Annotated in this window: 22 protein-coding genes and 1 tRNA gene; 12 read left to right on the top strand and 11 right to left on the bottom strand. The window is 73.7% G+C overall.

Annotation, left to right across the window (positions count from 1 at the left end; all coding sequences use genetic code 11):
- Window positions 1–7 precede the first annotated feature (7 nt).
- A complete protein-coding gene (locus TR48_RS09040) occupies window positions 8–1,306 on the bottom strand; it encodes a glycoside hydrolase family 3 N-terminal domain-containing protein (protein ID WP_042365417.1) in 1,299 nt (432 codons plus the stop codon).
- Between the two features lie 125 nt (window positions 1,307–1,431).
- The gene (locus TR48_RS09035; protein WP_042365416.1) at window positions 1,432–2,031 is read right to left on the bottom strand and encodes a histidine phosphatase family protein; all 600 of its coding nucleotides are present in this window, start codon (window positions 2,029–2,031) and stop codon (window positions 1,432–1,434) included.
- A 93-nt stretch (window positions 2,032–2,124) separates the two neighbouring features.
- On the opposite strand from TR48_RS09035, the gene TR48_RS09030 reads away from it, so the two are divergent.
- Window positions 2,125–2,964 carry a TIGR02452 family protein gene (locus TR48_RS09030; RefSeq protein ID WP_042365415.1) on the top strand — a complete coding sequence of 280 codons (840 nt, stop codon included), beginning with the start codon at window positions 2,125–2,127 and terminating at the stop codon, window positions 2,962–2,964.
- A 335-nt stretch (window positions 2,965–3,299) separates the two neighbouring features.
- On the opposite strand, the gene TR48_RS09025 is transcribed toward TR48_RS09030, so the two are convergent.
- Entirely contained in the window at window positions 3,300–3,983 is a 684-nt protein-coding gene (locus tag TR48_RS09025) for a PhzF family phenazine biosynthesis protein (RefSeq protein WP_042365414.1), read from the bottom strand.
- 182 nt (window positions 3,984–4,165) lie between these two features.
- Window positions 4,166–4,248: transfer RNA gene (locus TR48_RS09020), tRNA-Leu, on the bottom strand.
- A 214-nt stretch (window positions 4,249–4,462) separates the two neighbouring features.
- On the opposite strand from TR48_RS09020, the gene TR48_RS09015 reads away from it, so the two are divergent.
- The 3 genes from TR48_RS09015 to TR48_RS46485 all read left to right on the top strand — a co-directional run bounded on the left by TR48_RS09015 (window position 4,463) and on the right by TR48_RS46485 (window position 7,361).
- Window positions 4,463–5,797, top strand: coding sequence for a M20/M25/M40 family metallo-hydrolase (locus TR48_RS09015; RefSeq protein ID WP_042365413.1), 1,335 nt, complete (start codon window positions 4,463–4,465; stop codon window positions 5,795–5,797).
- Between the two features lie 233 nt (window positions 5,798–6,030).
- Window positions 6,031–6,273: a chaplin gene (locus TR48_RS09010; protein ID WP_042365412.1), complete on the top strand. Its 243-nt coding sequence runs from the start codon at window positions 6,031–6,033 to the stop codon at window positions 6,271–6,273.
- Window positions 6,274–6,530: 257 nt separating this feature from the next.
- The gene (locus tag TR48_RS46485) at window positions 6,531–7,361 is read left to right on the top strand and encodes a chaplin (protein WP_236652076.1); all 831 of its coding nucleotides are present in this window, start codon (window positions 6,531–6,533) and stop codon (window positions 7,359–7,361) included.
- 141 nt (window positions 7,362–7,502) lie between these two features.
- Here TR48_RS46485 and TR48_RS09000 read toward each other — a convergent pair whose 3' ends face one another.
- Window positions 7,503–7,715, bottom strand: coding sequence for a DUF5703 family protein (locus TR48_RS09000; RefSeq protein WP_042365471.1), 213 nt, complete (start codon window positions 7,713–7,715; stop codon window positions 7,503–7,505).
- Between the two features lie 212 nt (window positions 7,716–7,927).
- Here TR48_RS09000 and TR48_RS08995 point away from each other — a divergent pair, with 212 nt between their 5' ends.
- Window positions 7,928–8,515: a hypothetical protein gene (locus tag TR48_RS08995; RefSeq protein WP_042365410.1), complete on the top strand. Its 588-nt coding sequence runs from the start codon at window positions 7,928–7,930 to the stop codon at window positions 8,513–8,515.
- 347 nt (window positions 8,516–8,862) lie between these two features.
- Here TR48_RS08995 and TR48_RS08990 read toward each other — a convergent pair whose 3' ends face one another.
- Both TR48_RS08990 and TR48_RS08985 read right to left on the bottom strand, forming a co-directional pair.
- A complete protein-coding gene (locus TR48_RS08990; protein WP_052442513.1) occupies window positions 8,863–11,043 on the bottom strand; it encodes an ATP-binding domain-containing protein in 2,181 nt (726 codons plus the stop codon).
- Between the two features lie 97 nt (window positions 11,044–11,140).
- On the bottom strand, window positions 11,141–12,124 hold the full coding sequence (locus TR48_RS08985) for an aldo/keto reductase (protein WP_042365409.1): 984 nt from the start codon (window positions 12,122–12,124) through the stop codon (window positions 11,141–11,143).
- 244 nt (window positions 12,125–12,368) lie between these two features.
- Here TR48_RS08985 and TR48_RS08980 point away from each other — a divergent pair, with 244 nt between their 5' ends.
- Window positions 12,369–13,430 (top strand): LLM class F420-dependent oxidoreductase, encoded by a 1,062-nt coding sequence (locus TR48_RS08980; RefSeq protein ID WP_042365408.1) that lies wholly within the window; start codon window positions 12,369–12,371, stop codon window positions 13,428–13,430.
- A gap of 674 nt (window positions 13,431–14,104) precedes the next feature.
- Here the strand turns inward: TR48_RS08980 and TR48_RS46270 are convergent.
- Together TR48_RS46270 and TR48_RS08970 are read right to left on the bottom strand one after the other, a co-directional pair.
- A complete protein-coding gene (locus TR48_RS46270; RefSeq protein ID WP_268873567.1) occupies window positions 14,105–14,236 on the bottom strand; it encodes a hypothetical protein in 132 nt (43 codons plus the stop codon).
- A gap of 285 nt (window positions 14,237–14,521) precedes the next feature.
- Entirely contained in the window at window positions 14,522–16,039 is a 1,518-nt protein-coding gene (locus tag TR48_RS08970; protein WP_042365407.1) for an FAD-dependent monooxygenase, read from the bottom strand.
- Between the two features lie 53 nt (window positions 16,040–16,092).
- Here TR48_RS08970 and TR48_RS08965 point away from each other — a divergent pair, with 53 nt between their 5' ends.
- Window positions 16,093–16,773 (top strand): TetR/AcrR family transcriptional regulator, encoded by a 681-nt coding sequence (locus TR48_RS08965; protein WP_174501683.1) that lies wholly within the window; start codon window positions 16,093–16,095, stop codon window positions 16,771–16,773.
- A gap of 16 nt (window positions 16,774–16,789) precedes the next feature.
- Here TR48_RS08965 and TR48_RS08960 read toward each other — a convergent pair whose 3' ends face one another.
- Entirely contained in the window at window positions 16,790–17,386 is a 597-nt protein-coding gene (locus TR48_RS08960; RefSeq protein WP_084729067.1) for a DinB family protein, read from the bottom strand.
- A 56-nt stretch (window positions 17,387–17,442) separates the two neighbouring features.
- On the opposite strand from TR48_RS08960, the gene TR48_RS08955 reads away from it, so the two are divergent.
- The 4 genes from TR48_RS08955 to TR48_RS38685 all read left to right on the top strand — a co-directional run bounded on the left by TR48_RS08955 (window position 17,443) and on the right by TR48_RS38685 (window position 20,685).
- On the top strand, window positions 17,443–18,159 hold the full coding sequence (locus TR48_RS08955; protein ID WP_042365405.1) for a histidine phosphatase family protein: 717 nt from the start codon (window positions 17,443–17,445) through the stop codon (window positions 18,157–18,159).
- 98 nt (window positions 18,160–18,257) lie between these two features.
- The gene (locus tag TR48_RS08950) at window positions 18,258–18,824 is read left to right on the top strand and encodes a DUF3090 domain-containing protein (RefSeq protein ID WP_042365404.1); all 567 of its coding nucleotides are present in this window, start codon (window positions 18,258–18,260) and stop codon (window positions 18,822–18,824) included.
- An 89-nt stretch (window positions 18,825–18,913) separates the two neighbouring features.
- Entirely contained in the window at window positions 18,914–19,729 is an 816-nt protein-coding gene (locus tag TR48_RS08945; protein ID WP_042365467.1) for an SCO1664 family protein, read from the top strand.
- Window positions 19,730–19,947: 218 nt separating this feature from the next.
- Window positions 19,948–20,685, top strand: a complete 738-nt coding sequence (locus TR48_RS38685) for a DUF6585 family protein (RefSeq protein WP_052442511.1) — start codon at window positions 19,948–19,950, stop codon at window positions 20,683–20,685.
- A gap of 34 nt (window positions 20,686–20,719) precedes the next feature.
- Here the strand turns inward: TR48_RS38685 and TR48_RS08935 are convergent, their stop codons facing one another.
- Entirely contained in the window at window positions 20,720–21,445 is a 726-nt protein-coding gene (locus TR48_RS08935) for a type 1 glutamine amidotransferase (protein WP_042365403.1), read from the bottom strand.
- Between the two features lie 255 nt (window positions 21,446–21,700).
- On the opposite strand from TR48_RS08935, the gene mshC reads away from it, so the two are divergent.
- On the top strand, window positions 21,701–22,927 hold the full coding sequence (mshC, locus tag TR48_RS08930; protein WP_042365402.1) for a cysteine--1-D-myo-inosityl 2-amino-2-deoxy-alpha-D-glucopyranoside ligase: 1,227 nt from the start codon (window positions 21,701–21,703) through the stop codon (window positions 22,925–22,927).
- The last annotated feature ends 144 nt before the right edge of the window (window positions 22,928–23,071 follow it).

Here is a 23,071-nt window from a genome sequence, read left to right as displayed (position 1 = left end):
CAGGAGGTCAGCCGCAGAGGTTCACGTGGCGGACGGTCAGCACGGCGTTCGCCGCGTCGATCAGCCGCGCACGCGAGAGGCTCCCGTCGCTGACCGCCGCCGCGACCGCGTTCGCCGTCTGCTGGGTCAGGCCCGCGGTGTTCGGCTCCTGGCTGAACATCACCATGTCCGCACCGGCGCGCAGGGCCTGGACCGTGGCGGAGGGGACGGAGTAGCCCGCGGCGGAGATCGCCTTGGCGTCCAGCGCGTCGGTGATGACCAGGCCGTGGAAGCCGAGGTGCCCCTTCAGCTCGTCGTTGATGATCGTCGGCGAGAGGCCGGCCGGGGTCGAGGTCAGACCGGGGACGGTGTCGTTCGAGATCATGACCGCCGGGGCCCCGGCGGCGATCGCCGCCCGGAACGGCGCCATGCCGCTCTGCTGCTCGCTCGACCACGGGATGGTGTTCGCGGGGCCGAGGTCGGAGTTGTAGCTGGACCCGCCGATGCCGGGGAAGTGCTTGAGGACGGGGATCACGCCGCCGGCCATCATGCCCTTCATGTACGCCGTGCCGTCGCGGCCGACCGCGGACGGGTCGCCGCTGAAGGCCCGCCACCCGTCGGGGTTCTGCGCGCTGGGGGCGGCGTTGGTGCCGTCGACGTCGACCACCGGTGCGAGGTCCATGTTCACCCCGGCCGCGGCCATCTTCTGGGCGACCGCTGTGGTGTTCTGCTGGATCTGCGCCGGGGTCCAGTTCCCGCCCATGTACGCGGGCCACGGCAGCGAGCCGACCAGGTTCGCCATGCGCTGGATGCCGCCGCCCTCCTCGTCCGTCATCACCAGCAGGCCGTGGTTGCCGGGCACGTGCGACTTGAGGGCGCTGATCTGGCTGCCGAGGTCGGCGGGTGCGGAGCTGCCGAAGAGCACGACGCCTCCGGCGCCGGCGGCGACCTCGGGGGTGGCGGCGGACACGTTGCCCTCGTCGACGGGGACGGCGATGGTCAGCATCGCCAGGCGCTCGTTGGACCAGCCGGCCAGCTTCGCGGTGTTGCTGCAGCTGGCGGTCGCCATGTCCTGCGAGCCGGCGGCGGCGGCGCCGCCGGGCTTGGACGGCTGCGACGGCTTCGCGGCGCTGGAGGAGGGGCTCGTGCTGGGGGCGCCGGTGGGCTTCGCGCTGCTCGGGGCGGCGCTCGCGCTGGAGGCGGCGTCCGCGGCGGGCGCGGAGGACTTCACGGTGGCGGACCCGCCGCAGGCGGCGAGCGGCACCACGGTGACGGCGGCGAGCGCGGCCACGCCAAGCGCGGCGGAGCGGGTGCGGCGGTCGGTCATGGTGAGGGCTTTCCGGATCGGGGGCAGAGTCGTTGCTCGTTCCACTGTCCGGGTTCGGGACGATTTATCCAAGGAAGGGAGAGAAGGGTCACTCCAAGGAGGACCCTTCCGCGGCCCCCGACGGATCAGTCCCTGGGCTGCTCGTTCCACGACGCGATGACAGGACGGCCGTGCTCGGTGCTGAGCCGGCTGATCGTGCCCGTGGCCAGCTGGAACAGCGCTCCGCCGGAGGGCGGCAGGCCCAGCCGGCGCGCGGCCAGCACCCGCAGGAAGTGCGCGTGCGCGATCAGCACGACGTCCCCGCCGCGGCCGTTCTGGAGCGCCGCCTCGGCCTTGGCGATCACCCGGTCGGCACGGATCCCGACCTCCTCCGGCGTCTCGCCGGGGTGCTCCTGCGGGCCCCGGGCGACGCCGTCCGTCCACAGGTTCCAGTCCGGACGGGTGCGGTGGATGTCGCGCGTGGTCACGCCCTCGTACGCGCCGTAGTCCCACTCCACCAGGTCCGGGTCGACCACCGCGTTCAGCCCGGCCAGCTTCGCGGTGTCCTGCGCCCGCTGCATCGGGCTGACCAGCGCCAGGCAGATCTTGTGCTCGGCGAGCAGCGGCGCGAGCGCGCGCCCCTGCGCCTCGCCTCGTGCGGTGAGCGGGATGTCGGTCCAACTGGTGTGCTGGCCCGAAAGGCTCCACTTGGTCTCGCCGTGCCGCACCAGGATCAGGTCACTCATGCCGTCACGCTACCCGTCCGTGCACGCCGCCGCCGGGGCGCGGGCGCGAATTCGGTCGCCCCGCGCTGGGCCGCTGTCCTAGCGTGCGGGGACATGAGCAGTCGACTGCGCGCCATGGCGGCGCGGAACCAGTCCATCGCCGAGACCGGGCGCTATGTGGCCACCGACGGCGCCGAGGTCGAGATCGGCTCGGCCCTGGCCGCGGCCGTCGCGGGCACGCGCTGCTTCGGCCCGGACGCGCTGCCGGACGGACCCCGCCACGCCGGGGCCTTCGCGACGGTGGTCGAGGTGACGGCGGAGGACAGTCTGACCGCGGCTCGTCGGCTGGCGGCCGACGGCCCGGTCGCGGTGCTGAACTTCGCCTCCGCCCGCAACGTCGGCGGCGGCTACCTCGGCGGCGCCCGCGCGCAGGAGGAGGACCTGTGCCGCAACGCTCTCCTCTATCCCTGCCTGCTCCAGGCCCCGGAGTACTACGAGGCGCACCGCGCCTCCGACGACCTCCTCTACAGCGACCGGGTCATCTGGTCGCCGTCCGTGCCGGTGCATCGGGACGAGCGGGGCGGGCTGTCGACCGAGCCGTTCGCGGCGTCCTTCCTCACCAGCCCGGCCCCGAACGCCGGCGCGCTGCTGCGCCGCGATCCGGGGGCGGGCCCCCGGATCCGCGCGGCCCTGGCCCGCCGGTCCGGCCGGGTCCTGGACGTCGCCGCGCGGCAGGGCGCGCGGCAGCTGGTGCTGGGCGCGTGGGGCTGCGGCGTCTTCCGCAACGACCCCCACGACGTCGCACGGGCGTTCCACTCCTGGCTCGCCCCGGGCGGCGCGTACCACGGCGCCTTCGCGCGGGTGACCTTCGCGGTCTGGGACCGCAGCGAGCCCTCCGCCAACCGTGCCGCCTTCGAGAAAACCTTCCCGCCGGAGCCACCCACCGGCGTCTAGCCACCCACCGGCGTCTAGCCGTCCACGAGCCCGCGGTCGCACGCGGTGGGGCCTCGCCACCGGCGCGACCGCTCGGTGACCGCAACCCGCACGCGACGGCGTCGCCGGGCGAGAGCCCCGCGTCCCGAGCGGGTGCAGCCGAACCAGGGTCCACCTGGAACCGCCGGCCCTGGGCGGCTCGGGCCGTGTGTGCTTCGGCCTGCCGCAGCGGAGCTCCGTATCCCCATACGTGGCGCGCGGTATTCCCACACGTGGCGCGCGTCCTCGGCGTCGTCCGGCGGACCAGGCTGCGGAGCCACGCCTCCCCGGCCCGGACCGGCGGGAGCCGGTCGCGTTCAGCCCTGCCGGAGGCGGCGGACCTCGACCGGGACGACGCGGCCGCCGATGTCGACTGTGTCGTCCGGGCCGGGGCGGGTGAGGATCTGCGAGCCGACGCCCTGGCGGATGTCGAGGGCCCGTCCCAGCTCCGCGGTCAGGACGACCGCGGCCGCGCCAGTGGCCTCGTCCTCCTCGATGCCGTCGCCGCGGCCGGGAAAGCCACGGGTGCGAACGGCGCCGGTAGCCTCGTCGGACCAGGCCCAGGCGTAGAGCCAGCCCGTTCCCACGGGCGGGACCGCGAGCGCGTCCACCTCGGCCACGCTGTCGTGCCGCAGCGTCCTGCGGCCCGACGCCCACCGCGCGCGACCGCGGATCCAGTGGAACTCGTCCTCCTGCCAGGCCGGGACCTCCCCGGCCTCCGGCCGCAGCACGTCCACGGCGACGCCCTCGCGACGCAGCAGCCACGACGTGCCGACGAGCGGGTGCCCCGCGAACAGCAGGCGGGCGCTCGGGGTGTAGATGTCCACCCGGCCGCTCGCCGCGTCGTCGACGAAGACGGTCTCGGAGAAGCCCAGCTCCCGCGCCAGCTCCTGGCGCCGCTCCCGCTCGGCGTAGGCGGCGCCGTCCAGGACCACCCCCAGCGCGTTGCCCGCCGTGCCGCCGGGGCCGCAGAAGACGCGCAGCACATGAAGATCACTCATGGCCCCATCCAAGCAGGACCGCCGGGATCAGCCGATGGCGAGGCCCGCGTGATCCTCCGCCAGTTCCGCCGCCGCATGGCGGGAGGAGGCGATCCGGTCCGGGTTCGCGGGTGCGGCCTCTGGACCCGGCCGGGAAAAGCGATCGGCCCTCCCAGCGAGGCCGGGAGGGCCGATCCGATGCGTGCGCGAGGGGGGACTTGAACCCCCACGCCCCGAAGGGCACTAGCACCTCAAGCTAGCGCGTCTGCCATTCCGCCACCCGCGCATCGGAGTCGTCCGCTTGCTTCGGCCTTGCGGCCTCGCTCGCTGACGGGGTTAACCATAGCAAAGATCAGCGGTGGTTCCGAAACCGGTTTCCGCGACGTGATCATGCCGTGGACCTGCGCCGATGCAGGGCGCACGCGGGTGGCGCACTTGGGCCGCGAACGCGCCCGGTGGAGGATGGGCACGAAGAGATCTTCGGAGAGAGGCGGAGCAGCGTGAGCGAGTCATTGGGTGCGGACCGTCAGGGGGAGGGCTTCGGCGAGGCGGAGGTCGCCGAGCTGTGCCGGGACCTGATCCGGATCGACACCAGCAACTACGGTGACAACTCCGGCCCGGGGGAGCGCGCCGCCGCCGAGTACGTCGCCGAGAAGCTGGCCGAGTTCGGCCTCGAGCCGCAGATCATCGAGTCCACCAAGGGCCGCGCCAGCACCGTCGCGCGCATCGAGGGCGAGGACCGGTCCCGCCCGGCCCTGCTGATCCACGGCCACACCGACGTCGTGCCCGCCAACGCGGACGACTGGACGCACCACCCGTTCGCGGGCGAGATCGCCGACGGCATGGTCTGGGGCCGCGGCGCGGTCGACATGAAGGACATGGACGCGATGACCCTCGCGGTCGTGCGCGACCGCCTGCGCAGCGGGCGCAAGCCCCCGCGCGACATCGTGCTCGCCTTCCTCGCCGACGAGGAGGCCGGCGGCGTCTACGGCGCGCACCACCTCGTCGACCACCACCCCGGCCTCTTCGAGGGCGTCAGCGAGGCGATCGGCGAGGTCGGCGGCTTCTCCTTCACGGTGAACGAGCAGTTGCGGCTCTACCTGGTGGAGACGGCGGAGAAGGGCATGCACTGGATGCGCCTCACCGTCGACGGCACCGCCGGGCACGGCTCGATGACCAACAAGGACAACGCGATCACCGAGCTGTGCGAGGCTGTCGCGCGCCTCGGCCGGCACCAGTTCCCGGTGCGCGTGACCAAGACGGTGCGGCACTTCCTCGACGAGCTCTCCGACGCCCTCGGCGTCGAGCTCGACCCGGAGGACATGGACACCACGCTGGAGCGGCTCGGCGGCATCGCGAAGCTGATCGGCGCCACGCTGCGCAACACCGCGCAGCCGACCATGCTCGGTGCCGGTTACAAGGTCAACGTCATCCCCGGCCAGGCCACCGCCCACGTGGACGGCCGTTTCCTGCCCGGCTACGAGGAGGAGTTCCTCACCCAGCTCGACGCCGTCCTCGGCCCGCGCGTCAAGCGCGAGGACGTGCACAGCGACAAGGCCGTGGAGACGGACTTCGACGGACCGCTGGTCGACGCGATGCAGAAGGCGCTGCGCGCCGAGGACCCGATCGCCCGCGCCGTGCCCTACACGCTCTCCGGCGGCACGGACGCCAAGGCCTTCTCCGGCCTCGGCATCCGCTGCTTCGGGTTCGCGCCGCTGCAGCTGCCGCCGGACCTGGACTTCGCCGGGATGTTCCACGGCGTGGACGAGCGGGTCCCGGTCGACGCGCTCAAGTTCGGCGTCCGGGTGCTGGACCGCTTCATCGACCACTGCTGAGACGGCCCCTGCTTGAGACGGCCGCCGCTTGAGGCAGCGACTGCTCGAGCCGGCCAGTGCCGAGACCGGCCGGGACCACGGCAGGTCGTGGCGGCGTCGTCGCATTCGTGCTGACTTTCGGGCTTCTCACTCCGGCGGGTGAAGGTTGTTGGGCGGACGTACCCCGTTTGCCGCAGCGTCGTTCACCCATATGCAGCTCACCGAACGGGCTGTTCCCATTGAAGGAGGAGACCATGCAGGTCAAGAAGATCGCCGCCGTCGTCGCCACCGCGGGTGCCCTGGGCCTGGCCGGCGCGGGCATCGCCAGCGCCCACGACGGCGCCCAGGCCGAGGGCGCGGCCTGGGGCTCCCCGGGCGTGCTGTCCGGCAACGTGATCCAGGTTCCGGTGCACGTCCCGGTGAACGTCTGCGGCAACACCATCAGCGTGATCGGTCTGCTCAACCCCGCGTTCGGCAACCACTGCGAGAACAACTGAGCGTGAGCCGGATGCTTCCGGATCACCGGCTCGGCACGTGACACCTGGCACGGCCCCGGGAGGCGCCACTCCTCCCGGGGTCGTGCCCGTTTCGTCACTCTCGTTTGTGGAGTTGATGTGGAGTCAACCGTGCCCCGCAGGGCCCACCCTCGTTGGGAGTGGTACGGGGGCCACGGGGCGAGAAGCAAGAACCACGAGCACGACTGAGAGCAGGGCAACACATGCGACAAGCGGCCAAACGCGGGTTGCTCACGGTCATGGCGACCGGGAGCGTGCTGGCCTCCACCGCGGGTATCACGGCAGGGTTCGCGGCGGGCACGGCCTTCGCCGACGCGGGCGCGAGCGGCACCGCGAGCGATTCGCCGGGCGTGGGCTCCGGCAACGCGATCCAGGTGCCGGTCGTGGTGCCCGTGAACGCCTGCGGGAACACTGTCAACATCATCGGCGCGCTCAACCCGGCCTACGGCAACAGGTGCGCCAACGGCGGCGGTTCGACGCACGGCGGGTCGGGTCACTCCGGCGGTGGTTCCAGCGGCTCCGGCAGCTCGAACGGAGCCGGCGGTTGGAACGGCCCCGGCGGCTCGAACGGCTCCACCGGGTCAGGTGACGACCGCGGGGGGTCGGGCGGCGGTTCCGGCAGTATCGCCCAGGGCGGTGCGCACGGCTCGCCGGGTCTGGGGTCGGGCAACGCGGTGCAGGTCCCGGTCGACGTGCCGGTCAACGTCTGCGGCGACACGGTGAACGCGCCGGGCGCCGTGAACCCGGCCTTCGGCAACTCCTGCGGCAACGGCGTCCACGAGCACCCCGGCACGCCGAAGCCGCCGACCACCTGCACCGGCCCGATGGGCGGCTCGGGCGGTTCCGGCAGCTGCGACACGGGCGGTCCGACGGGCGGCAACGGCGGGAACACGGGCGGCCAGCAGCCCCCGCCGCCGCAGAACGTCTCCTCGCCGAGCGGCGGCTCGCAGACCACGGGCCACCTGGCCGAGACCGGTGGTGGCGACGAGGCCATGCTCATGGGTGCCGCGGGCGTCCTGGTGACGGCCGGCGGCGCGCTCCTCTACCGCCGCACGCGGCGCGGGGCGTAGCAGGGCCCGGGCGTCCGGCCCCGGCCGGTCGGGGCCACCCGGCCGACCGGGGCCGCCGTCGTTGTTGTTCGGGGTCGCTGCGGACGAGCCGTTCGCTGTCCGGGCTGTCGGGGCCGCTCCGGGCTCTCCGGATCGCTCCGGCTAGTCGTCCAGGAAGCTGCTGAGCGGGCTGCGCACCTGGCGGATGATCCGCCGCTTCAGCGTGATCTTGCGCCGCCCGTCCGGGTAGAGGCGGAGGCGGTCGAGCTCCCAGTGACCGTACTCCGCCTGCTCGGTCAGCAGCGTGCGCGCCTCGTTGCGGGAGACCGTGCGCGGCAGCAGCAACGAGCGGAACTCGTACTCAGGCTGCCGCACGATCTTGCGCGGCGGCTTGCTCAGAGGTGGGGTCAAGTCACTTCCTCTCGCGGGCCGACAGAGGTAAGCCTACGACCGGGACCGACCCGGCTCCAGAAAGGCTTCCCAGGGCGGCGTCCCGGCAACCGACGCGGGAGGTTCCCGTGATCGGATTACTACGACCCGGATAACACCCGTGCGCGGAGCACCCGCGACCGACTAGCGTGCGTGCCATGTCTGATGTCGCGCGTCCCACGGAAGCTCAGATCGCCCAGGTACGCATCGCCGCGGAGGCGGTCAAGGCCGCGATCGACGCGCATCTCGCCGCGGTGGAGGCGAGAGCGGGCGTGGGGGACCCCCGGGTCGCCGGCGCCTACGAGACCCTGGCCGACGCCGCGGAGGTCTACGACGACCTCCTGGACCGCGTCCACGACGAGTTCACTCCCTTCGAGGTCCCCCGCCCCGGCGTCAACGGGCTTCTCGACCGCATCGAGCCCGAGGCGGTCTCCGTCCTGGTCCGCCGCGACTACACCGTCACCGACCCCCGCCTCCTGCGCGAGACCGTCGGCGGCACCACCGTCGCGGCGTCGCTGCGCGCGCTCTTCGGCGACTACGAGCCCGACCGCGTGGCCCGCCACGCCGCCGACTTCGGCCTGGAGGAGGGCGACTCCACGCTCTGGGTGGTCGCGAGCGAGCCGGTGGCCGAGCCGGGCGAGTGGCTGGCCGAGCCGTTCGACGTCGCGGACGAGGACCTGCTGATCTGCCGCTTCGACGTGATCGAGGACTACGACGACGAGCTGGAGGCCGCCGACCCCAGCTGAGGCAAGCGACCGCCTCCCGCGACTGCCTCGCGTCTCCCCCGGTCCCTCCAGTTGTTCCTCCAGCTCGTGCCCGTGTCCCGTCGGCCTTGCAACGCCGGCGGCTGGAGGTCGCAGACTCGAGCCATGGACAGCGCCCCGCTCCTCAGCCCTGGAATGCGGCCTGGACGGGCGGAACACCGAGCCCGACCGGCACCGCCTCTTCACGCGGAGCCTCGACCGCACCGTCGGCGCTGCGCTGCGCGACGGGCTCGCCCCGGACGGGCCCGTCGGGGCGTAGGCGGTCGACCGCCTGCCCGACCGCACGGGCCCGGACCCTGCCCGCCGACCGGTCGGCTCGCGGGAGGTGCCTACTCTCCGGCCAGGACGGTGCGCAGGCGCGTCGTGCGGGGGCGGGCCACCTGGGCGGCCACGTTCTGCTGGAGGGCGGCCGGAGCCACCCCGCTCACCAGGGACAGGTGCCGCTCCGCCCGCCCGCAGGCGGTGTAGAGCCACTGCCGGGTCAACTCCGGCCCCGCGTCGGGGGTGGCCACGACGACCACGCCGGGCCAGCGGCGGCCGGCCGCCTGGTGCGCCGTCAGCGCCCACCCGTGGCGGAGCTCGCCGATGAGCTCACGCGGGACGACCGAGGTGCCGTCGCCGAAGGCGATCTCCAGCCCCTCCGGGACCGCGCGGCGGACCACGCCCTCGCGCAGGGCGCTGGGCGAGGGCGCGTGCACGACGGCGTCGCCCGCGTCGAACCCGCCGAACTGGCCCGGACCGGGGTTCAGCCGGGCCTTGAGCGCCGTGTTGAGCGCGCGCGTGCCCGCCGGTCCGGCGTGGACCGGCGTCAGCACGCGGACCTGCTCGGCCGGGATGCCGAGCGCCCGGGGGATCGAGTCCCCGACCAGCTGCACGGCCCGGTGCACCGCCTCCGCCGCGTCCCGGGCCTGGACCGGCACGACCTCCTTGTCCGGGGAGGCCACGGGCTCGAACTCGCCGATGCCGATGCCGGACACGAGCTCGCCGATCGGCCCGAAGTCCGGCTGCCGCGAGGCCACGACCGGGCCCGGCCGCGCCGCCAGCAGATCGGCGAACACCCGCCCCGGACCGGGCGACCACAGATCCCCCGGGTCGCCGCTGAACACCAGCCGCGCGCCGTCGGCCAGCGACTCGACGAGCGTCGCGGCGAGCTCGACGTCGAGCGAGGGCGCGTCGCAGACGATCAGCAGGTCGAGCGCGAGCGTGCCGTCCGCGTCACGCGGGGTGGCCGCGAGCACCTGCCCCAACGGCAGCGCACCGGCGCGCGCCTGCGGGTCCGTGTGCCCGCGCTCGTCAGCGTCCCGGCTCGCGCCCTCGGCGTTGGCCGGCCTCGGCGCTGCCGCGTTGCCCGTTCCGCCGTTGAGTCGGTGCGCACTGTCGGCGTGCGCCGCAGCGAGGGCGGCGCGCAGGCCGAGCTCGCGCGCGGCGTGAAGCAGCGCGACTGGCTCGCTGCGCGCGGTCTCCCCGCCCGTGTGCAGCACCAGCGGCGCATCCGCGACGGCGCGGATCAGCGCGGCGGCGGAGGAATTGGGCGCGCTCGCCGCGACCTCCTCCCACCCGGGCCGCCGGGCGTCGCCACCGGCGCTCCACTGAGCGCCGTCGTCGTCGCGGGCGTCCGCGCTGTCGCCGGCCACGCCGGGGCGAGGACCGCCCGCAGCCGCCGCCTCCGACGTGCCCGCCGGGCCGCCCGCCCCGGGCTCGCCGCCGTCGGCCTGCGCGCCCGGCGCGGTGTGCTCGTCGTCCTCGTCGCTGTGCGCGTGGCCGTCGGCTCCGTGGCCACGGCTCTCGGCCGTGCTCTTCGGGGCGTCCGCCCCGAAGTCGCCCTCGTCGGCATCCTCCTCGCCCGCGCCGAAGGCCCCAGGGCCCGACTCCGCGGACCACTGCGGACCGCCGGCCGCGGTGTCACGACCGGGGAAGGTGGAGACGAGGCGCACCAGGCCGTCCGCCAGGCTCTCCTCCGCGAGGGCGAGGCGGTCCAGGGCGAGCAGGACGCGGCCGACCGGGCCGTCCTCGGACTCGTCCTCGTCGTCGCCCTCCTCCTGGAAGGTCATGACGCGGCCGTCCGTCACGACCGCCAGCAGGGCGTCGTCGGGATCCGGCACGCCCTCGCGGGCGAGGCCCGCGCGGATCTCGGGGAGTTCGACGGCCGTGTGGCCGTGCAGCGCGGCGCGCTCCAGGAGCCACTGGACCAGAGCGCTCGCCCGGCGGGCGTCACCGGGCGCGGCGTCCGCGCCCAGCAGGCCGCGGGCGAAGGCGTCCGCGTTGGACGGCTGGACGCCGGGGACGCCGAGGACGGCCCACGGGTCCTCCCGCAGCAGCTCCGCCGCGCGTTCGCCCAGGGCGGCGACCGCCGCGCCCGCGAGCTGCGCGGGCGCGCCGCCCTCACCCAGGACGGCCGCCGTGTCGGCCAGCGCGTCGCGCGCCTGCGCGTCGACGTCCTGCGCCCGGCCGTCCGCCGCGCGGATCGCCTCGGCGAGCTGCTCGGTGACCATGGCTGCGCTGTCGGTCATCGGTGCTGACCCTTCGGGTGGGGACTGTTCCTTACCCGGGAAACGCTATCGGTCCCCACTGACACCGCCGCGCACCGCTCGGCCCGACGCCGCCGGGTCAGTACAGCGCCGTCCAGTGCTGGTCCGGGTAGACGTGCACCGGCGCGGAGATGTCGTCCAGCGCCGCGCGGATCTCCGTCGGCAGGATCAGCCGCTCGACCTGCAGCGCCGCCTGGAGCTGCGACGCGGTTCGGGCGCCGAGGACCGGCGCGGTCACGCCCTCGCGGTCGCGCACCCAGGCCAGGGCGACCTGCATCGGCGTCGTCGCCAGTCCGTCGGCCGCGGTCGTCACCGCGTCGACGATCCGCCGGCCGCGCTCGTCGAGGTACGGCTGCACGAACGCGCCGAAGGACGGCGACGCGCCACGCGAGTCCGGCGGCGTGCCGTGCCGGTACTTGCCGGTCAGCACGCCGCGCCCGAGCGGTGAGGAGGCCAGCACCCCGATGCCCGCGTCCAGGGCGGCGGGCAGCACCTCACGCTCTATCCCGCGCTGCAGCAGCGAGTACTCCATCTGCGTCCCGGCCAGCGCGGTCCGGCCGGGGACGGCGCGCTGCCAGGTAGCGGCCTTGGCCAGCTGCCAGCCGCAGTAGTTGCTGACGCCGGCGTAGCGGGCCCGTCCGCTGGAGACGGCCAGGTCGAGGGCCTGGAGAGTCTCCTCCATCGGGGTGTCCTCGTCGAACGCGTGGACCTGCCAGAGGTCGACGTAGTCGGTGCCGAGGCGGTTGAGCGAGGCGTCGAGCGCCTGCAGCAGGTGGCCGCGCGAGCCGTCGAAGCGGCGGTCCCGGTCCGGGACGCTGCCGGCCTTGGTGGCGATCACCAGCTCCGCCCGGGGGACCAGACTCTCGGTCAGCTGCCCGAGGAGATACTCGGCCGCGCCGTCGGCGTAGACGTCGGCGGTGTCGACGAGCGTGCCGCCCGCGTCGAGGAAGGCCTTGAGCTGGTCGGCGGCCTCGTGTTCGTCCACGTCCCGGCCCCAGGTCATGGTGCCCAGTCCGAGGCGGGACACGCGCAGGCCGGTGCGGCCCAGATGACGCTGCTGCACGGGAGGCTGCCTTCTGTCTGTCGTCCGTGATGGCGGTGCGGAGATGAGGTGGATGCGGGGCGAGCCTACGCGGATCGACGTGCCCCCGGGGGCATCGGGGATCACCCGCTCGGCGGCGTGTCCCGACGTGTGAGCGCCCCCATGGTTGCTACTTGCCAGTAGTCCCACACCGACCTGCGCACTAGAGTCGGCCCAGGCGCCCATCAAGGCTGCGCCGATGGCCCGCTCGTCAGGAGGCAACAGCGTGCGACTCGGGATCAACCTCGGTTACTGGGGGCTCGGCAACGACGCCGACAACATCGCCGTCGCGCAGGAGGCGGACCGCCTCGGCTACTCGGTCTGCTGGGCGGCGGAGGCCTACGGCTCGGACGCCGCGACCGTGCTGGCCTACGTGGCGGCCAAGACCGAGCGGATCGACGTCGGCTCGGCGATCTTCCAGATCCCGGCCCGTACGCCCACGATGACCGCGATGACCGCGGCAACCCTGGACACCCTCTCCGGCGGCCGCTTCCGCCTCGGCCTCGGCGTCTCCGGCCCGCAGGTCTCGGAGGGCTGGTACGGCGTCAAGTTCGACAAGCCGCTGGCCCGCACCCGCGAGTACGTCGAGATCATCCGCAAGGCCATGGCCCGCGAGCGGGTCACCCACGACGGCGCCAACTGGACCCTCCCGCTCCCGGGTGGGCCGGGCAAGGCCCTGAAGCTGACCATCCACCCGGTGCGCGAGCACATCCCGCTCTACATCGCCGCCATCGGCCCGAAGAACCTGGAGCTGACCGGCGAGATCGCCGACGGCTGGCTCGGCATCTTCTTCGCCCCGGAGCAGGCCGAGCTCTCCCTCGCCTCCGTCCGCGCGGGTCGCGAGAAGGCGGGCCTGACCCTCGACGGCTTCGACGTCGCGCCCAACGTCCCGATCGCGGTCGCCGCCAGCGACGGCGAGGCGGACCTCGCCGCGGCTGCGGACATCTTCCGCCACTACACCGCGCTCTACGTGGGCGGCATGGGCAGCAAGGAGCAGAACTTCTACAACCGCATCGCCTGCCGCATGGGCTACGAGGCGGCGGCGGAGGAGGTCCAGAAGCTCTACCTCTCCGGCGACAAGGCGGCCGCCGCGGCCGCGGTCCCGCAGCAGCTCATCGACTCCACCACCCTCGTCGGCACCCGCGACCGCATCGCCGACCGCCTCCAGGCCTACGCCGCCGCCGGCGTCACCACCGTCAACCTCTCCCCGGGCGGCTTCACGCTCGACGAGCGCATCCTCGCCCTGCGCACCGCCGTCGAGGCCCTCGACCAGGCCGGCCTGGCCTAGACCGCAGATGCTGACGCGTCCGCAGCCGCCATGCGGGTTGCGGACGCGGCTGCCGGGCGTCGGATCTCTCCAAGAGCCTCACCTGGTCCCCACGCTCTGTCCTTGGGAGGTGCTTACGGTGATCCAGTGCGAGATTCCGTTCGAGATCCCTGGATGCCGCTCGTGGACTACTGCGCCGCGTGCCGTCGGCACGTCAACGGAGCACTGTCGTGTCCGGGCTGCGGCACCTACTTCCTGACCGACTTCCGCTCCGCGGAGAACGTCGAGCCGGCGACCGCGATACCCGATGAGCCGGTGCCCGTCTCCGTGGCCGTCGGCGGGCGTGCCGCTCGGCGGCGGCACTTGGCCCAGTTGAGGAAGCACAAGCGCAGGGCTGCCACCGCGACCGTCTTCGCGCTCTTCGGCGGAGGCCTGACGCTCGCGGCGCTGCCCGACCATGCGTCCGCCGGGCACACGAACGCGGCTGCGGCACCGCAGACGGTGGGCCCCGTCGGCACTCCGTCAGGTGCCGCCAGCCCCACGCCGACGCATCCCGTGGCCGCCCCGCCACAGCGGCAGCAGCCGGCGCCCGCGTCGACGCAGACCACCACGGACCGGCAGTCCGCCGCGCAGGGGCGTTCCGTTGCCGCGCCGAGCACGCGGGCGGTCACTCCGGCGGCTGCTCGAGCCGGGACTCAGCGGGTCTCGGTCCGCCCCGCCGCTCCCCGCACCACCCCCAGCGCGCCGCCGACCACCGCCGCCACCCCGATCTCGGCCCCGACAACCGCCACCACGCAGCCGAGCTCCGGCGCAAGTTCCCCCGCCACCAGCCCCACGAACCCACCCCCCGTGTGCTTGCTGGGGCTGGTCTGCGTCAGCTGAGCACGCTGGGCCGGGTGAGGAAGGCGCAGTGGATCGCGTCGGTCTTGCTGTTCGGCGTGCCCGTTGCCCGTTGCCCGTTGCCCGTTGCCCGTTGCCCGTTGGGGCTTGGGCGTCTGGCAGCAGTCGCACGTGAAGGTGCCTGTCGGCCTGTTCGGGCCGAACGTGAGCAACAGGAACCTGCTCCGGACGGGCCGACGACAAGCCCGTGACGAAGTCCCGCCCGTTCGGAGCTACTTGGCGATGCTGCCCGTGATCGCGGCGCGCAGCTCGTCCATGTCCGCGGTGGGGTCGGACGTCGCCCAGCAGACATAGCCGTCCGGGCGGATGAGGACGGTGGTGGCCCCGAGGCCGTCTGCGCAGGTGGCGCGGACGAGGTCGATGACGGGCGGGAGCCGGAGGTCGGACGGGAGGGCTCCGGTGAGGTCGAGGAGGACCGCGTGGCCGGAGGCGAAGAGCGCGGACAGGCGCGTTGTGCCGGCCCCGTTGGGTGCGGTGCGCAGGTCCGCGTCCGGGAGGCGGTGGCCGGTGAGCGGGTGGGCGCCCGGCAGCGGGTAGTGGAGTGAGAGGCCGGACATCAGGCCGGCGATGTGGCGGTTGGCATCGGGCAGGCGCAGCAGGTCGATGACGATGTCGCGCAGCGCGGCCACGTCCTCCGTGGGGTGCGGGTCGGCGAGGACGCGCTGGGCCGAGGTGTGGTGGAGCACCTGCGCCGCGACCGGGTGGCGTTCGTCGTGGTAGCTGTCCAGCAGGGCGGTCGGCGCCCGCCCCTGGAGGGTGGCCGCCAGCTTCCAGCCGAGGTTGAACGCGTCCTGGATGCCGAGGTTCAGGCCCTGGCCGCCGAGCGGCGGGTGGATGTGGGCGGCGTCCCCGGCGAACAGGATGCGCCCCACCCGGTACTGCTCCAACTGTCGGGTGGCGTCGCTGAACCGGGACGCGTGGGTGACCGCGCCCAGGCTGGTCTCCGGCCCGTAGACGGCCCGCAGCGCGTCGGTGATCTCGTCCCGCCTGACGGGTGCGTCGCGGTCGAAGTCCGTCAGGGTCGCCTCGTCGGCGGGGCCGGTGCGGCCGAAGGTGAGGCGGTACCGGTCGCCGCCGAGCGGCGCCAGCATCGCCCAGTAGCCGTCCCCCTGTCGGGTCAGTGCGCTCATGTGGCCCAAATCCCTCGGGACCAGCGGTGACACGGACGTGAGCTCGATGTCGGCCAGCACCGCTCGGTGGGTCCCCGGTCGGCCGGGGAACGGCAGTCCGAGCAGCTTCCGCACGGTGCTGTGCCCGCCGTCGCAGGCCACCAGGTAGCGGGCCCGCACACGCGGGCCGTCCGCGGTCGCGACCGCCACGCCGTCGTCGTCCGCCTCGACCGCGGTGGCGGCCGCGTCGCGCAGGACCCGGATGCCGCCCTCGGCGGCCCGCTCCTCGAGCACCTCCTCGATCTCCCACTGCGGGATCGCGATGGGGAACGGGTGCCGGGTCTGCCAGGGGGTGCAGTCCAGGGGCACGGGGAGGGTCGCGAAGTGGCCGCCCACCGGCTCGCGCGAGGTGGCACGGGCCTGCAGCGGTTCCAGCAGGCCGCGCAGTTCCAGCATCTCGGCGGTGCGCGGCTGAATCCCGCCGCCCTTCATCTGCCGCGTGCGTTCCGGCAGCTTCTCCAGCACCACCGCCTCGACCCCGGCCAGCGCCAGCTCGCCCGCCAGCGTCAGACCCGTCGGCCCCGCGCCCACGATGACGACCTCGGTCTCGATCTCCGTCATGCCTACTCCTCTGGCTCGCCTCGCCTCGGAGTAAAAGTATACTCAGTGCAGAAATGCTCTCGGGGGAGTCGACTGTTACCGTGGAGATCGTGGACGAGAGCAAGCCGGGGCTGCGGGAACGGAAGAAGCAGCGGACCCACGCGGCGATTTCCGACGCTGCGATCGCGCTCTTCCTCGAGCACGGCTTCAACCAGGTGTCGGTGGCCCGGGTGGCCGAGGCGGCGGAGGTGTCCAAGCGCACGCTCTTCGCCTACTTCCCGACCAAGGAAGACCTGGTGGTGCATCGCCTCGCCGACCACGAGACCGAGCTCGCGCGCGTCGTACGGGACCGCGAGCCGGGGACGGATCCGCTGACGGCGGTGCGCGAGCACTTCCTCGTCGGGCTGCGTGAACGCGATCCGATCAGTGGGCTCAACGACCATCCCCAGGTGCTGCGGCTCACCCGGATGATCCTCGACTCGCCCTCGCTGGTGGCCCGGATGGAGGCCTTCAAGGCAGGCGCGGAACGCGCGCTCGCCGAGGCCCTGCGGGAGACAGCAGGCACGCCGGAACTCACGGCGCGACTGGCGGCCGTCCAGATCGTCGCGGTCCAGTGGGCGCTGTCGCAGGACAACGCCCACCGGATGGCGGACGGGGAGCCCGCCGACGCGCGCTACGCCGGCGCGGCGGCCGACGCGGAACATGCGTTCGCGCTGCTGGAACGCGGTCTGGGACGGTTGACGCCGCCTCAGTGAGGCGACGGCGACCCGTTCAGGCGGACGCGCCCGGCGCGTTCTCGGCCGCGGGTTCGCCCGCAGGCTCGGCCGCGTTCTCGGCTCCGTTCCCGGACGCGGCCTCGGCGGCCGGGGTGCGGTCGTGGTCGCCCGTCATGCCGTCGATGAGCTCGCGGAGGATGTCCACGTGCCCGGCGTGCCGCGCCGTCTCCTCGATCATGTGGACCAGCACCCAGCGCATCGACACGTCCGTGCCGGACCAGGAGGTGCCCGTGGCGTCCAGCTCCGTCGCCTCGATCACGGCGTTGGCCGCCGCGCAGGCGCGGTCGTAGAAGGCGAGGAGGTCGGCCGTCGTCTCGCCCGGCTCGATGCGCAGGTCGGCCTCGAGGTCGTCCTCGTCGAGGGGCAGCGGCTCGGTCTTGACGCCGAAGGTCTGGCAGAACCAGCCGTACTCCACCGCGGCCAGGTGCTTGACCAGGCCCAGCAGCGACGTGCCGGACGGCACCAGCCGGCGGCGCAGCTGCTCGTCGTCCAGGCCCTGGAGCTTCCACCGCACGGCGGCGCGGTGGCGCTCCATGCTGTGCAGCAGGATTTCCTTCTCCGTCCCCGTGTGGGGCGACCTCGTTGTCGTCATGTCCGTGAACGTAGCAGCGGGCACTGACACGACGCGGCTGATTTACCCTGGGCAGCATGCCGACGCTGCTGCTGGTCCGACACGGCCGTTCCACCGCGAACTCCTCGGGGATCCTCGCCGGGTGGAGCCCCGGCGTGGCCTTGGACGAACACGGCGAGCAGCAGGCCAAGGCACTGGCCGAGCGCCTCGCCGGGCTGCCGCTGGCCACGGTGGTCAGCAGCCCCCTGGACCGCTGCCGGCAGACCATCGCGCCGCTGCTGACGGCCCGGTCGGAGCTGACGATGCGGCTGGACGAGCGGCTCGGGGAGTGCCGCTACGGCGACTGGACCGGCCGCCCCCTGGCCGAGCTGGCCAAGGAGCCGCTGTGGGCCACGGTGCAGGCGCAGCCGTCTGCGGCGACCTTTCCCGGCCCCGAGGGCGAGTCGCTGCGCGAGCTGAGCCGTCGCGCCGTCGAGAGCGTGCGCGAGTGGGACGCCGAGGTCGAGCGGGAGCACGGGCCGGACGCCGTCTGGCTGGCCTGCAGCCACGGCGACGTGATCAAGGCGATCGTCGCGGACGCGCTCGGACTGCACCTGGACCTGTTCCAGCGCATCTCGGTCGAGCCCGCCTCCGTCACCGCGATCCGCTACACCCCGACCCGTCCGTACCTGCTGCGGCTCGGCGACACCGGCGAGCTCGGCGGCCTTGCGCCGCGTCCGCGTCCTGCCGAGGGGCAGGGCGGCACGGACCGGGACGACGACGCAGTGGTGGGCGGCGACACCGGAACCCGGTGACCAGTGGGTAGGGTGGAAGAGATCGATCGCGAGATCGTTTCGGCATCACCAGGACCCGACAAGACCGTCGCCCCCTCCGATTCCGTGGAGCAGACATCGTGCCCCGCCAGGTGTTCTTCTACGACCCCCCCGAGCGCTTCGTGGCCGGAACGGTCGGCGAGCCGGGCCACCGCGCCTTCTACCTGCAGGCCAGTGCCCGCGGCCGGATCACCACCGTGCTGCTCGAGAAGGGCCAGGTCGCCGCGCTGGCGGAGCGGGTCGAGGAACTGCTCGACGAGGTCGTCCGGCGCTCGGGCGGCAGCACCACCGTCCCGGCCATGGCCCCGCCCGAGATGATGGACTCCGCCCCGCTGGACTCCCCGATCGAGGAGGAGTTCCGAGTCGGCACGATGGCGCTGGCCTGGGACGAGGCGGTGCAACTGCTGGTCGTCGAGGCGCAGGAGGTCGTCGAGGGGGAGGAGGAGGCCGACGAGCCCACCCTCTTCGAGGACGAGGAGGAGGGCCCCTCGCTGCTGCGGGTGCGCCTGAACGGCGCCATGGCCCGCGTCTTCGCCAAGCGGGCTCTGGACCTGGTGGCGGCCGGCCGGCCGCCGTGCCCGTTCTGCAGCCTGCCGCTGGACCCGGAGGGCCATGTGTGCCCGCGTCAGAACGGTTACCGGCGCTGAACGCGGACAGCCCCGCCCCCGAGCCGGTCGCGGTGCCGCAGGCCGACCCGGCCGCGTGCGCGGCTCTCGCGGCCGACCCGGACCGGGCCCTGGCGCTGCTGCGCGACGGCGAGCTGACGGTCCATGGGCGGATCACCGACGCGTCCAACGCGGCGTTCTACTGCACCGTCTCGGCCCCGGCGACGGGAGGGGCGACGGGAGGGGCGCGGAGTGGGCCGGACGGCGACAGCGCCATCTGCGTCTACAAGCCCGTGCGCGGCGAGCGCCCGCTGTGGGACTTCCCCGACGGCACGCTCGCGGGCCGGGAGACCGCGGCCTACCTGGTCTCCGCGGCGATGGGCTGGGGCCTGGTCCCGCCGACGTCGCTGCGCGAGGGGCCGTTCGGCGAGGGCATGTGCCAGATATGGGTCGAGCCCGACCCGGAGGCGCCGGAGCTGCTGAGCCTGCAGCCGGGGGAGGAGGCGGAGCCCGGCTGGCGCGCCATCGGCCTGGCCGAGGTCGAGCCAGGCCGCACCGCGCTGTTCGTCCACGCCGACGACGAGCGCCTGCGCCGCCTCGCCGTCCTGGACGCGGTGCTCAACAACGGCGACCGCAAGGGCGGCCACCTGCTCACGGCGGCCGACGGCCGCCTCTACGGCATCGACCACGGCGTCACCTTCGCCGTCCCGGGAAAGCTGCGCACACTGCTGTGGGGCTGGGCCGGGGAGCCACTGGCCCCCGAGGCGACCGAGGCCCTGGGCCGCCTGCGCGCCGACCTGGACGGCGCTCTCGGCGCCGCGCTCGCACCGCTGCTGACCCCGGCGGAGATCGCCGCGACGGCGGGCCGGGTGGACGGCCTGCTGAAGGAGGGCCACCACCCCTACCCCTCGGCGGACTGGCCGGCCGTGCCCTGGCCGCCGATCTGAGCCAGGCCGGTCCGAGCCGGACGGCCCGAGCCGGTCTGAGCCGGGCCGAGCCCGGGCGGTCCGAGGCCGGCCGGGCCGAGCCGATCTGAGCCGGGCCGAGTCCGGCGGATCCGAGCCAGGAGGATCGCGGCAAAACGCTCGCCGCGGTGGCGGCACGTCGCCGGGGTCCGGCATAGTGTCGCCGCCCGCAACGGCCGCGCTCTGCCCGAGGAAGCCCCATGACCGTTCCCTACGCCCCCGCCGCTCCCCAGGGGCTCGTCGTCGACGAGTCGGAGCTCGGTCCCGGAGTCTTCACCTACTGGGCCAAACGGTGGGGCGCGGGACGGCAGTTCTTCATGTGGTTCATGATCGTCGCACTGTTCGCCTCGATCATCCTGAGCCCGATCGCGATCTTCTTCCTGGTGATGGTCCTGCGCATCCCCAACTACTCGAAGAAGGCCGCCGCCAAGCGCGTCGACCTGCACCAGCACGGCGTCGTCGTGCACGACGTCAACGGCCCCGTCGCGGTCCACCGCTTCGCGACGGTGACGGTCCACCAGCGGGTCACCGAGAGCTACTACAACGGCGTCAGGACCGGCCCCCAGTACCTGCTGACGCTGACCGAGCCGGACGGCCGCAGCTCCAAGCTGACCCAGTTCTACGACAACGTCCAGCACCTGATGCAGACGGTCCAGCAGGGCGTCGTCGAGGCCCAGCTCCCGCGGGCGCTCGCCGCCGCCCAGGCCGGGTACCCGGTCCCGTTCGGGCCCTTCACGGTCACCCAGCAGGGCCTCGTGTGCGGGGCCAAGGCCACCGTCACCTGGCCCCTGCTCGACCGGATCACGGTGAGCCAGGGCTCGGTCCGCGTCATGGTCCACGGGCGCCGCACCGCTACGGCGGCCAAGCCGGTCGCCCAGATCCCCAACTTCGCCCTGTTCCTGGCCCTGGTCAGCAACCTCCGCGCGGGGCAGCGCTGATCCGCGCCCCACGGGCACGGGAGCCTCGCGGGCGTCAGCCCGACGCGGCCGCGCGGGCGCGGACGACGCCGCCCCAGGCCCGGGACATGGACGTCCAGACCGCGCGGAGCCGCGGTTCGGCCGCGTCGAGGGAGGCGAGGGCGGCGTCCGGATCCGCGCCGGCCCCGCGGGCGGCCGGGCCGTCGGAGGCGACCCACGGGGCGACGTCCGCGGCGAGGACCTCCGGGTGGAACTGCACCCCCCAGGCCGAGGCGCCGATCCGGAAGGCCTGATGGCGGCAGTCGTCGCCGGCCAGCAGGGGGGTCGCGCCCGGCGGGAGCTCGGCGATCTCGTCCCAGTGCCACTGGGCCGCCGGCGCGCCGTCGGGGACGGAGCCGAGGACGGGGTCGTCCGCGACGGCCGGGAGCCGGCGCAGCGGGACCGCGCCCAGCTCGGGCGGCCCGCCGCGGCGCACGACCTTGCCGCCCAGGCAGGAGGCCGCGATCTGGGCGCCCAGGCAGATGCCCAGGAACGGCGCGTCGCGCTCGACCGCCTCACGGATCAGGCTCCGCACGGCCGGGAGCCAGGGCGCGGCCGCGTCGTCGTCGCAGTTGGGCGCGCCGCCGAGCACCAGCAGGGCGTCGTGCCCGGCGAGGGAGGACGGCAGCGGCTGTCCCGCCCAGGGGTGCCGCAGGTCGAGGCGGAGGCCCGCGGCCTCCAGCGCGGTGCCGACGAGACCGGGGCCGGTGCCGTCCTCGTGCTGGACCACCAGGATGTCCACAGCGCTCCTGACTCGACTGGACCGACTCGACCGAACCGGACCGAACCCTCCTGAAACCTGGCTGAAGCCGACGGAACCCGTCAACCCGATGGGAGGACGATCTGCTGATCGACTTCCCCATGGCGGGCCTCCCCATACCTGCGGGCTGTGGCGGGACCGATTAGTGCGGCTTAGGCCGATTTCGGCGGTGACCTCGGCCGATTGACCGAGAAGGTCGTTAGCGGATCGAATGATCAGCCGGTTAGAGTCGAGGCTATGCATGCCTGGCCCGCTTCCGAGGTGCCCCTGCTACCTGGCAAGGGGCAGCCTCTCCGCATCCACGACACCGCGTCGGGCGAGCTGCAGACCACGACCCCCGGGCCGACCGCCCGGCTCTACGTCTGCGGCATCACCCCCTACGACGCCACCCATCTCGGCCACGCGGCCACGTACAACGCCTTCGACCTGGTGCAGCGCATCTGGTTGGACGCGGGCCACCAGGTCGTGTACGTGCAGAACGTCACCGACATCGACGACCCGCTGCTGGAGCGGGCCATCGCCACGGGTGAGGACTGGGTGGCCCTGGCGGAGCGTGAGACCGCGCTCTTCCGGGAGGACATGACGGCGCTTCGGATGCTTCCCCCGGCCCACTACGTCGGCGCGGTCGAGTCGATCCCGCTGATCGTCCCGCTGGTCCAGGACCTGCTCGCCAAGGGCGCCGCCTACGAGCTGGACGGCGACATCTACTTCTCGACCGCCTCCGACAAGCGCTTCGGCGAGGTCTCCGGCTACGACGCCGAGACCATGCTGCGCTACTTCGGCGAGCGCGGCGGCGACCCGGACCGTCCGGGCAAGAAGCACCGCCTCGACCCGCTGCTCTGGCTGGCCCAGCGCCCCGGCGAGCCCGCCTGGGACACCGAGCTCGGCCACGGCCGTCCCGGCTGGCACATCGAGTGCGTGGCGATCGCGCTGCAGCACATCGGGATGGGCTTCGACATCCAGGGCGGCGGCAGCGACCTGGTCTTCCCGCACCACGAGATGGGCGCGTCGCACGCCCAGGTGCACACCGACTCCCACCCGTACGCGAAGCAGTACGTGCACGCGGGTATGGTCGCGCTCGACGGCGAGAAGATGTCGAAGTCGCGCGGCAACCTGGTCTTTGTCTCTGCGTTGCGGCGCGACGGCGTGGATCCGGCCGCGATCCGGCTGGCGCTGCTGAACCACCACTACCGCAGCGACTGGGAGTGGACCGACGCCGACCTGAGCGGTGCGCAGGAGCGGCTCGCCCGCTGGCGCGCGGCGGTCTCGCGTCCGGACGGCCCGGACGCGACCGCGCTGCTGGCCGAGGTCCGCGCCGCGCTCGCCGAGGACCTCGACTCGCCGCGCGCGCTCGCGGCGGTCGACGCCTGGGCGGCGAGGCAGGAGGCCGAGGGCGGCGCGGACACCGGCGCGCCGGGCCTGGTCTCCCGCCTGGTCGACGCTCTCATGGGCGTCGCCCTGTAGTCGCACCATCCAGGAGGCGAAGCCTCAGGGGCGCGAGGCTGCCGACGGGCGGCTCCGCGCCCCGACTTTCGGCCGGGAGGTGCCCCCGGCCTTGGGTGGGGCGTGCTGTGGGCCTTGGGGCGGGAGGTGCCCCCGGCCTTGGGT

This window comes from Streptacidiphilus neutrinimicus, from assembly GCF_000787815.1.
Taxonomy (GTDB): domain Bacteria; phylum Actinomycetota; class Actinomycetes; order Streptomycetales; family Streptomycetaceae; genus Streptacidiphilus; species Streptacidiphilus neutrinimicus.
This window is presented reverse-complemented; position numbering and strand designations above follow the sequence as displayed.

What these genes read in the sequence shown, in the direction of transcription:
- TR48_RS09030 (WP_042365415.1), top strand. Translation starts at nt 2,125, where the DNA reads ATGAGCAGTCGACTGCGCGCCATGGCGGCGCGGAACCAGTCCATCGCC.
- TR48_RS08970 (WP_042365407.1), bottom strand. Translation starts at nt 16,039, where the DNA reads ATGACGGAGATCGAGACCGAGGTCGTCATCGTGGGCGCGGGGCCGACG.
- TR48_RS09035 (WP_042365416.1), bottom strand. Translation starts at nt 2,031, where the DNA reads ATGAGTGACCTGATCCTGGTGCGGCACGGCGAGACCAAGTGGAGCCTT.
- TR48_RS08960 (WP_084729067.1), bottom strand. Translation starts at nt 17,386, where the DNA reads ATGACGACAACGAGGTCGCCCCACACGGGGACGGAGAAGGAAATCCTG.
- TR48_RS08965 (WP_174501683.1), top strand. Translation starts at nt 16,093, where the DNA reads ATGCTCTCGGGGGAGTCGACTGTTACCGTGGAGATCGTGGACGAGAGC.
- TR48_RS46485 (WP_236652076.1), top strand. Translation starts at nt 6,531, where the DNA reads ATGGCGACCGGGAGCGTGCTGGCCTCCACCGCGGGTATCACGGCAGGG.
- TR48_RS09010 (WP_042365412.1), top strand. Translation starts at nt 6,031, where the DNA reads ATGCAGGTCAAGAAGATCGCCGCCGTCGTCGCCACCGCGGGTGCCCTG.
- TR48_RS08990 (WP_052442513.1), bottom strand. Translation starts at nt 11,043, where the DNA reads ATGACCGACAGCGCAGCCATGGTCACCGAGCAGCTCGCCGAGGCGATC.
- TR48_RS09040 (WP_042365417.1), bottom strand. Translation starts at nt 1,306, where the DNA reads ATGACCGACCGCCGCACCCGCTCCGCCGCGCTTGGCGTGGCCGCGCTC.
- TR48_RS08955 (WP_042365405.1), top strand. Translation starts at nt 17,443, where the DNA reads ATGCCGACGCTGCTGCTGGTCCGACACGGCCGTTCCACCGCGAACTCC.
- TR48_RS08995 (WP_042365410.1), top strand. Translation starts at nt 7,928, where the DNA reads ATGTCTGATGTCGCGCGTCCCACGGAAGCTCAGATCGCCCAGGTACGC.
- TR48_RS38685 (WP_052442511.1), top strand. Translation starts at nt 19,948, where the DNA reads ATGACCGTTCCCTACGCCCCCGCCGCTCCCCAGGGGCTCGTCGTCGAC.
- TR48_RS09025 (WP_042365414.1), bottom strand. Translation starts at nt 3,983, where the DNA reads ATGAGTGATCTTCATGTGCTGCGCGTCTTCTGCGGCCCCGGCGGCACG.
- mshC (WP_042365402.1), top strand. Translation starts at nt 21,701, where the DNA reads ATGCATGCCTGGCCCGCTTCCGAGGTGCCCCTGCTACCTGGCAAGGGG.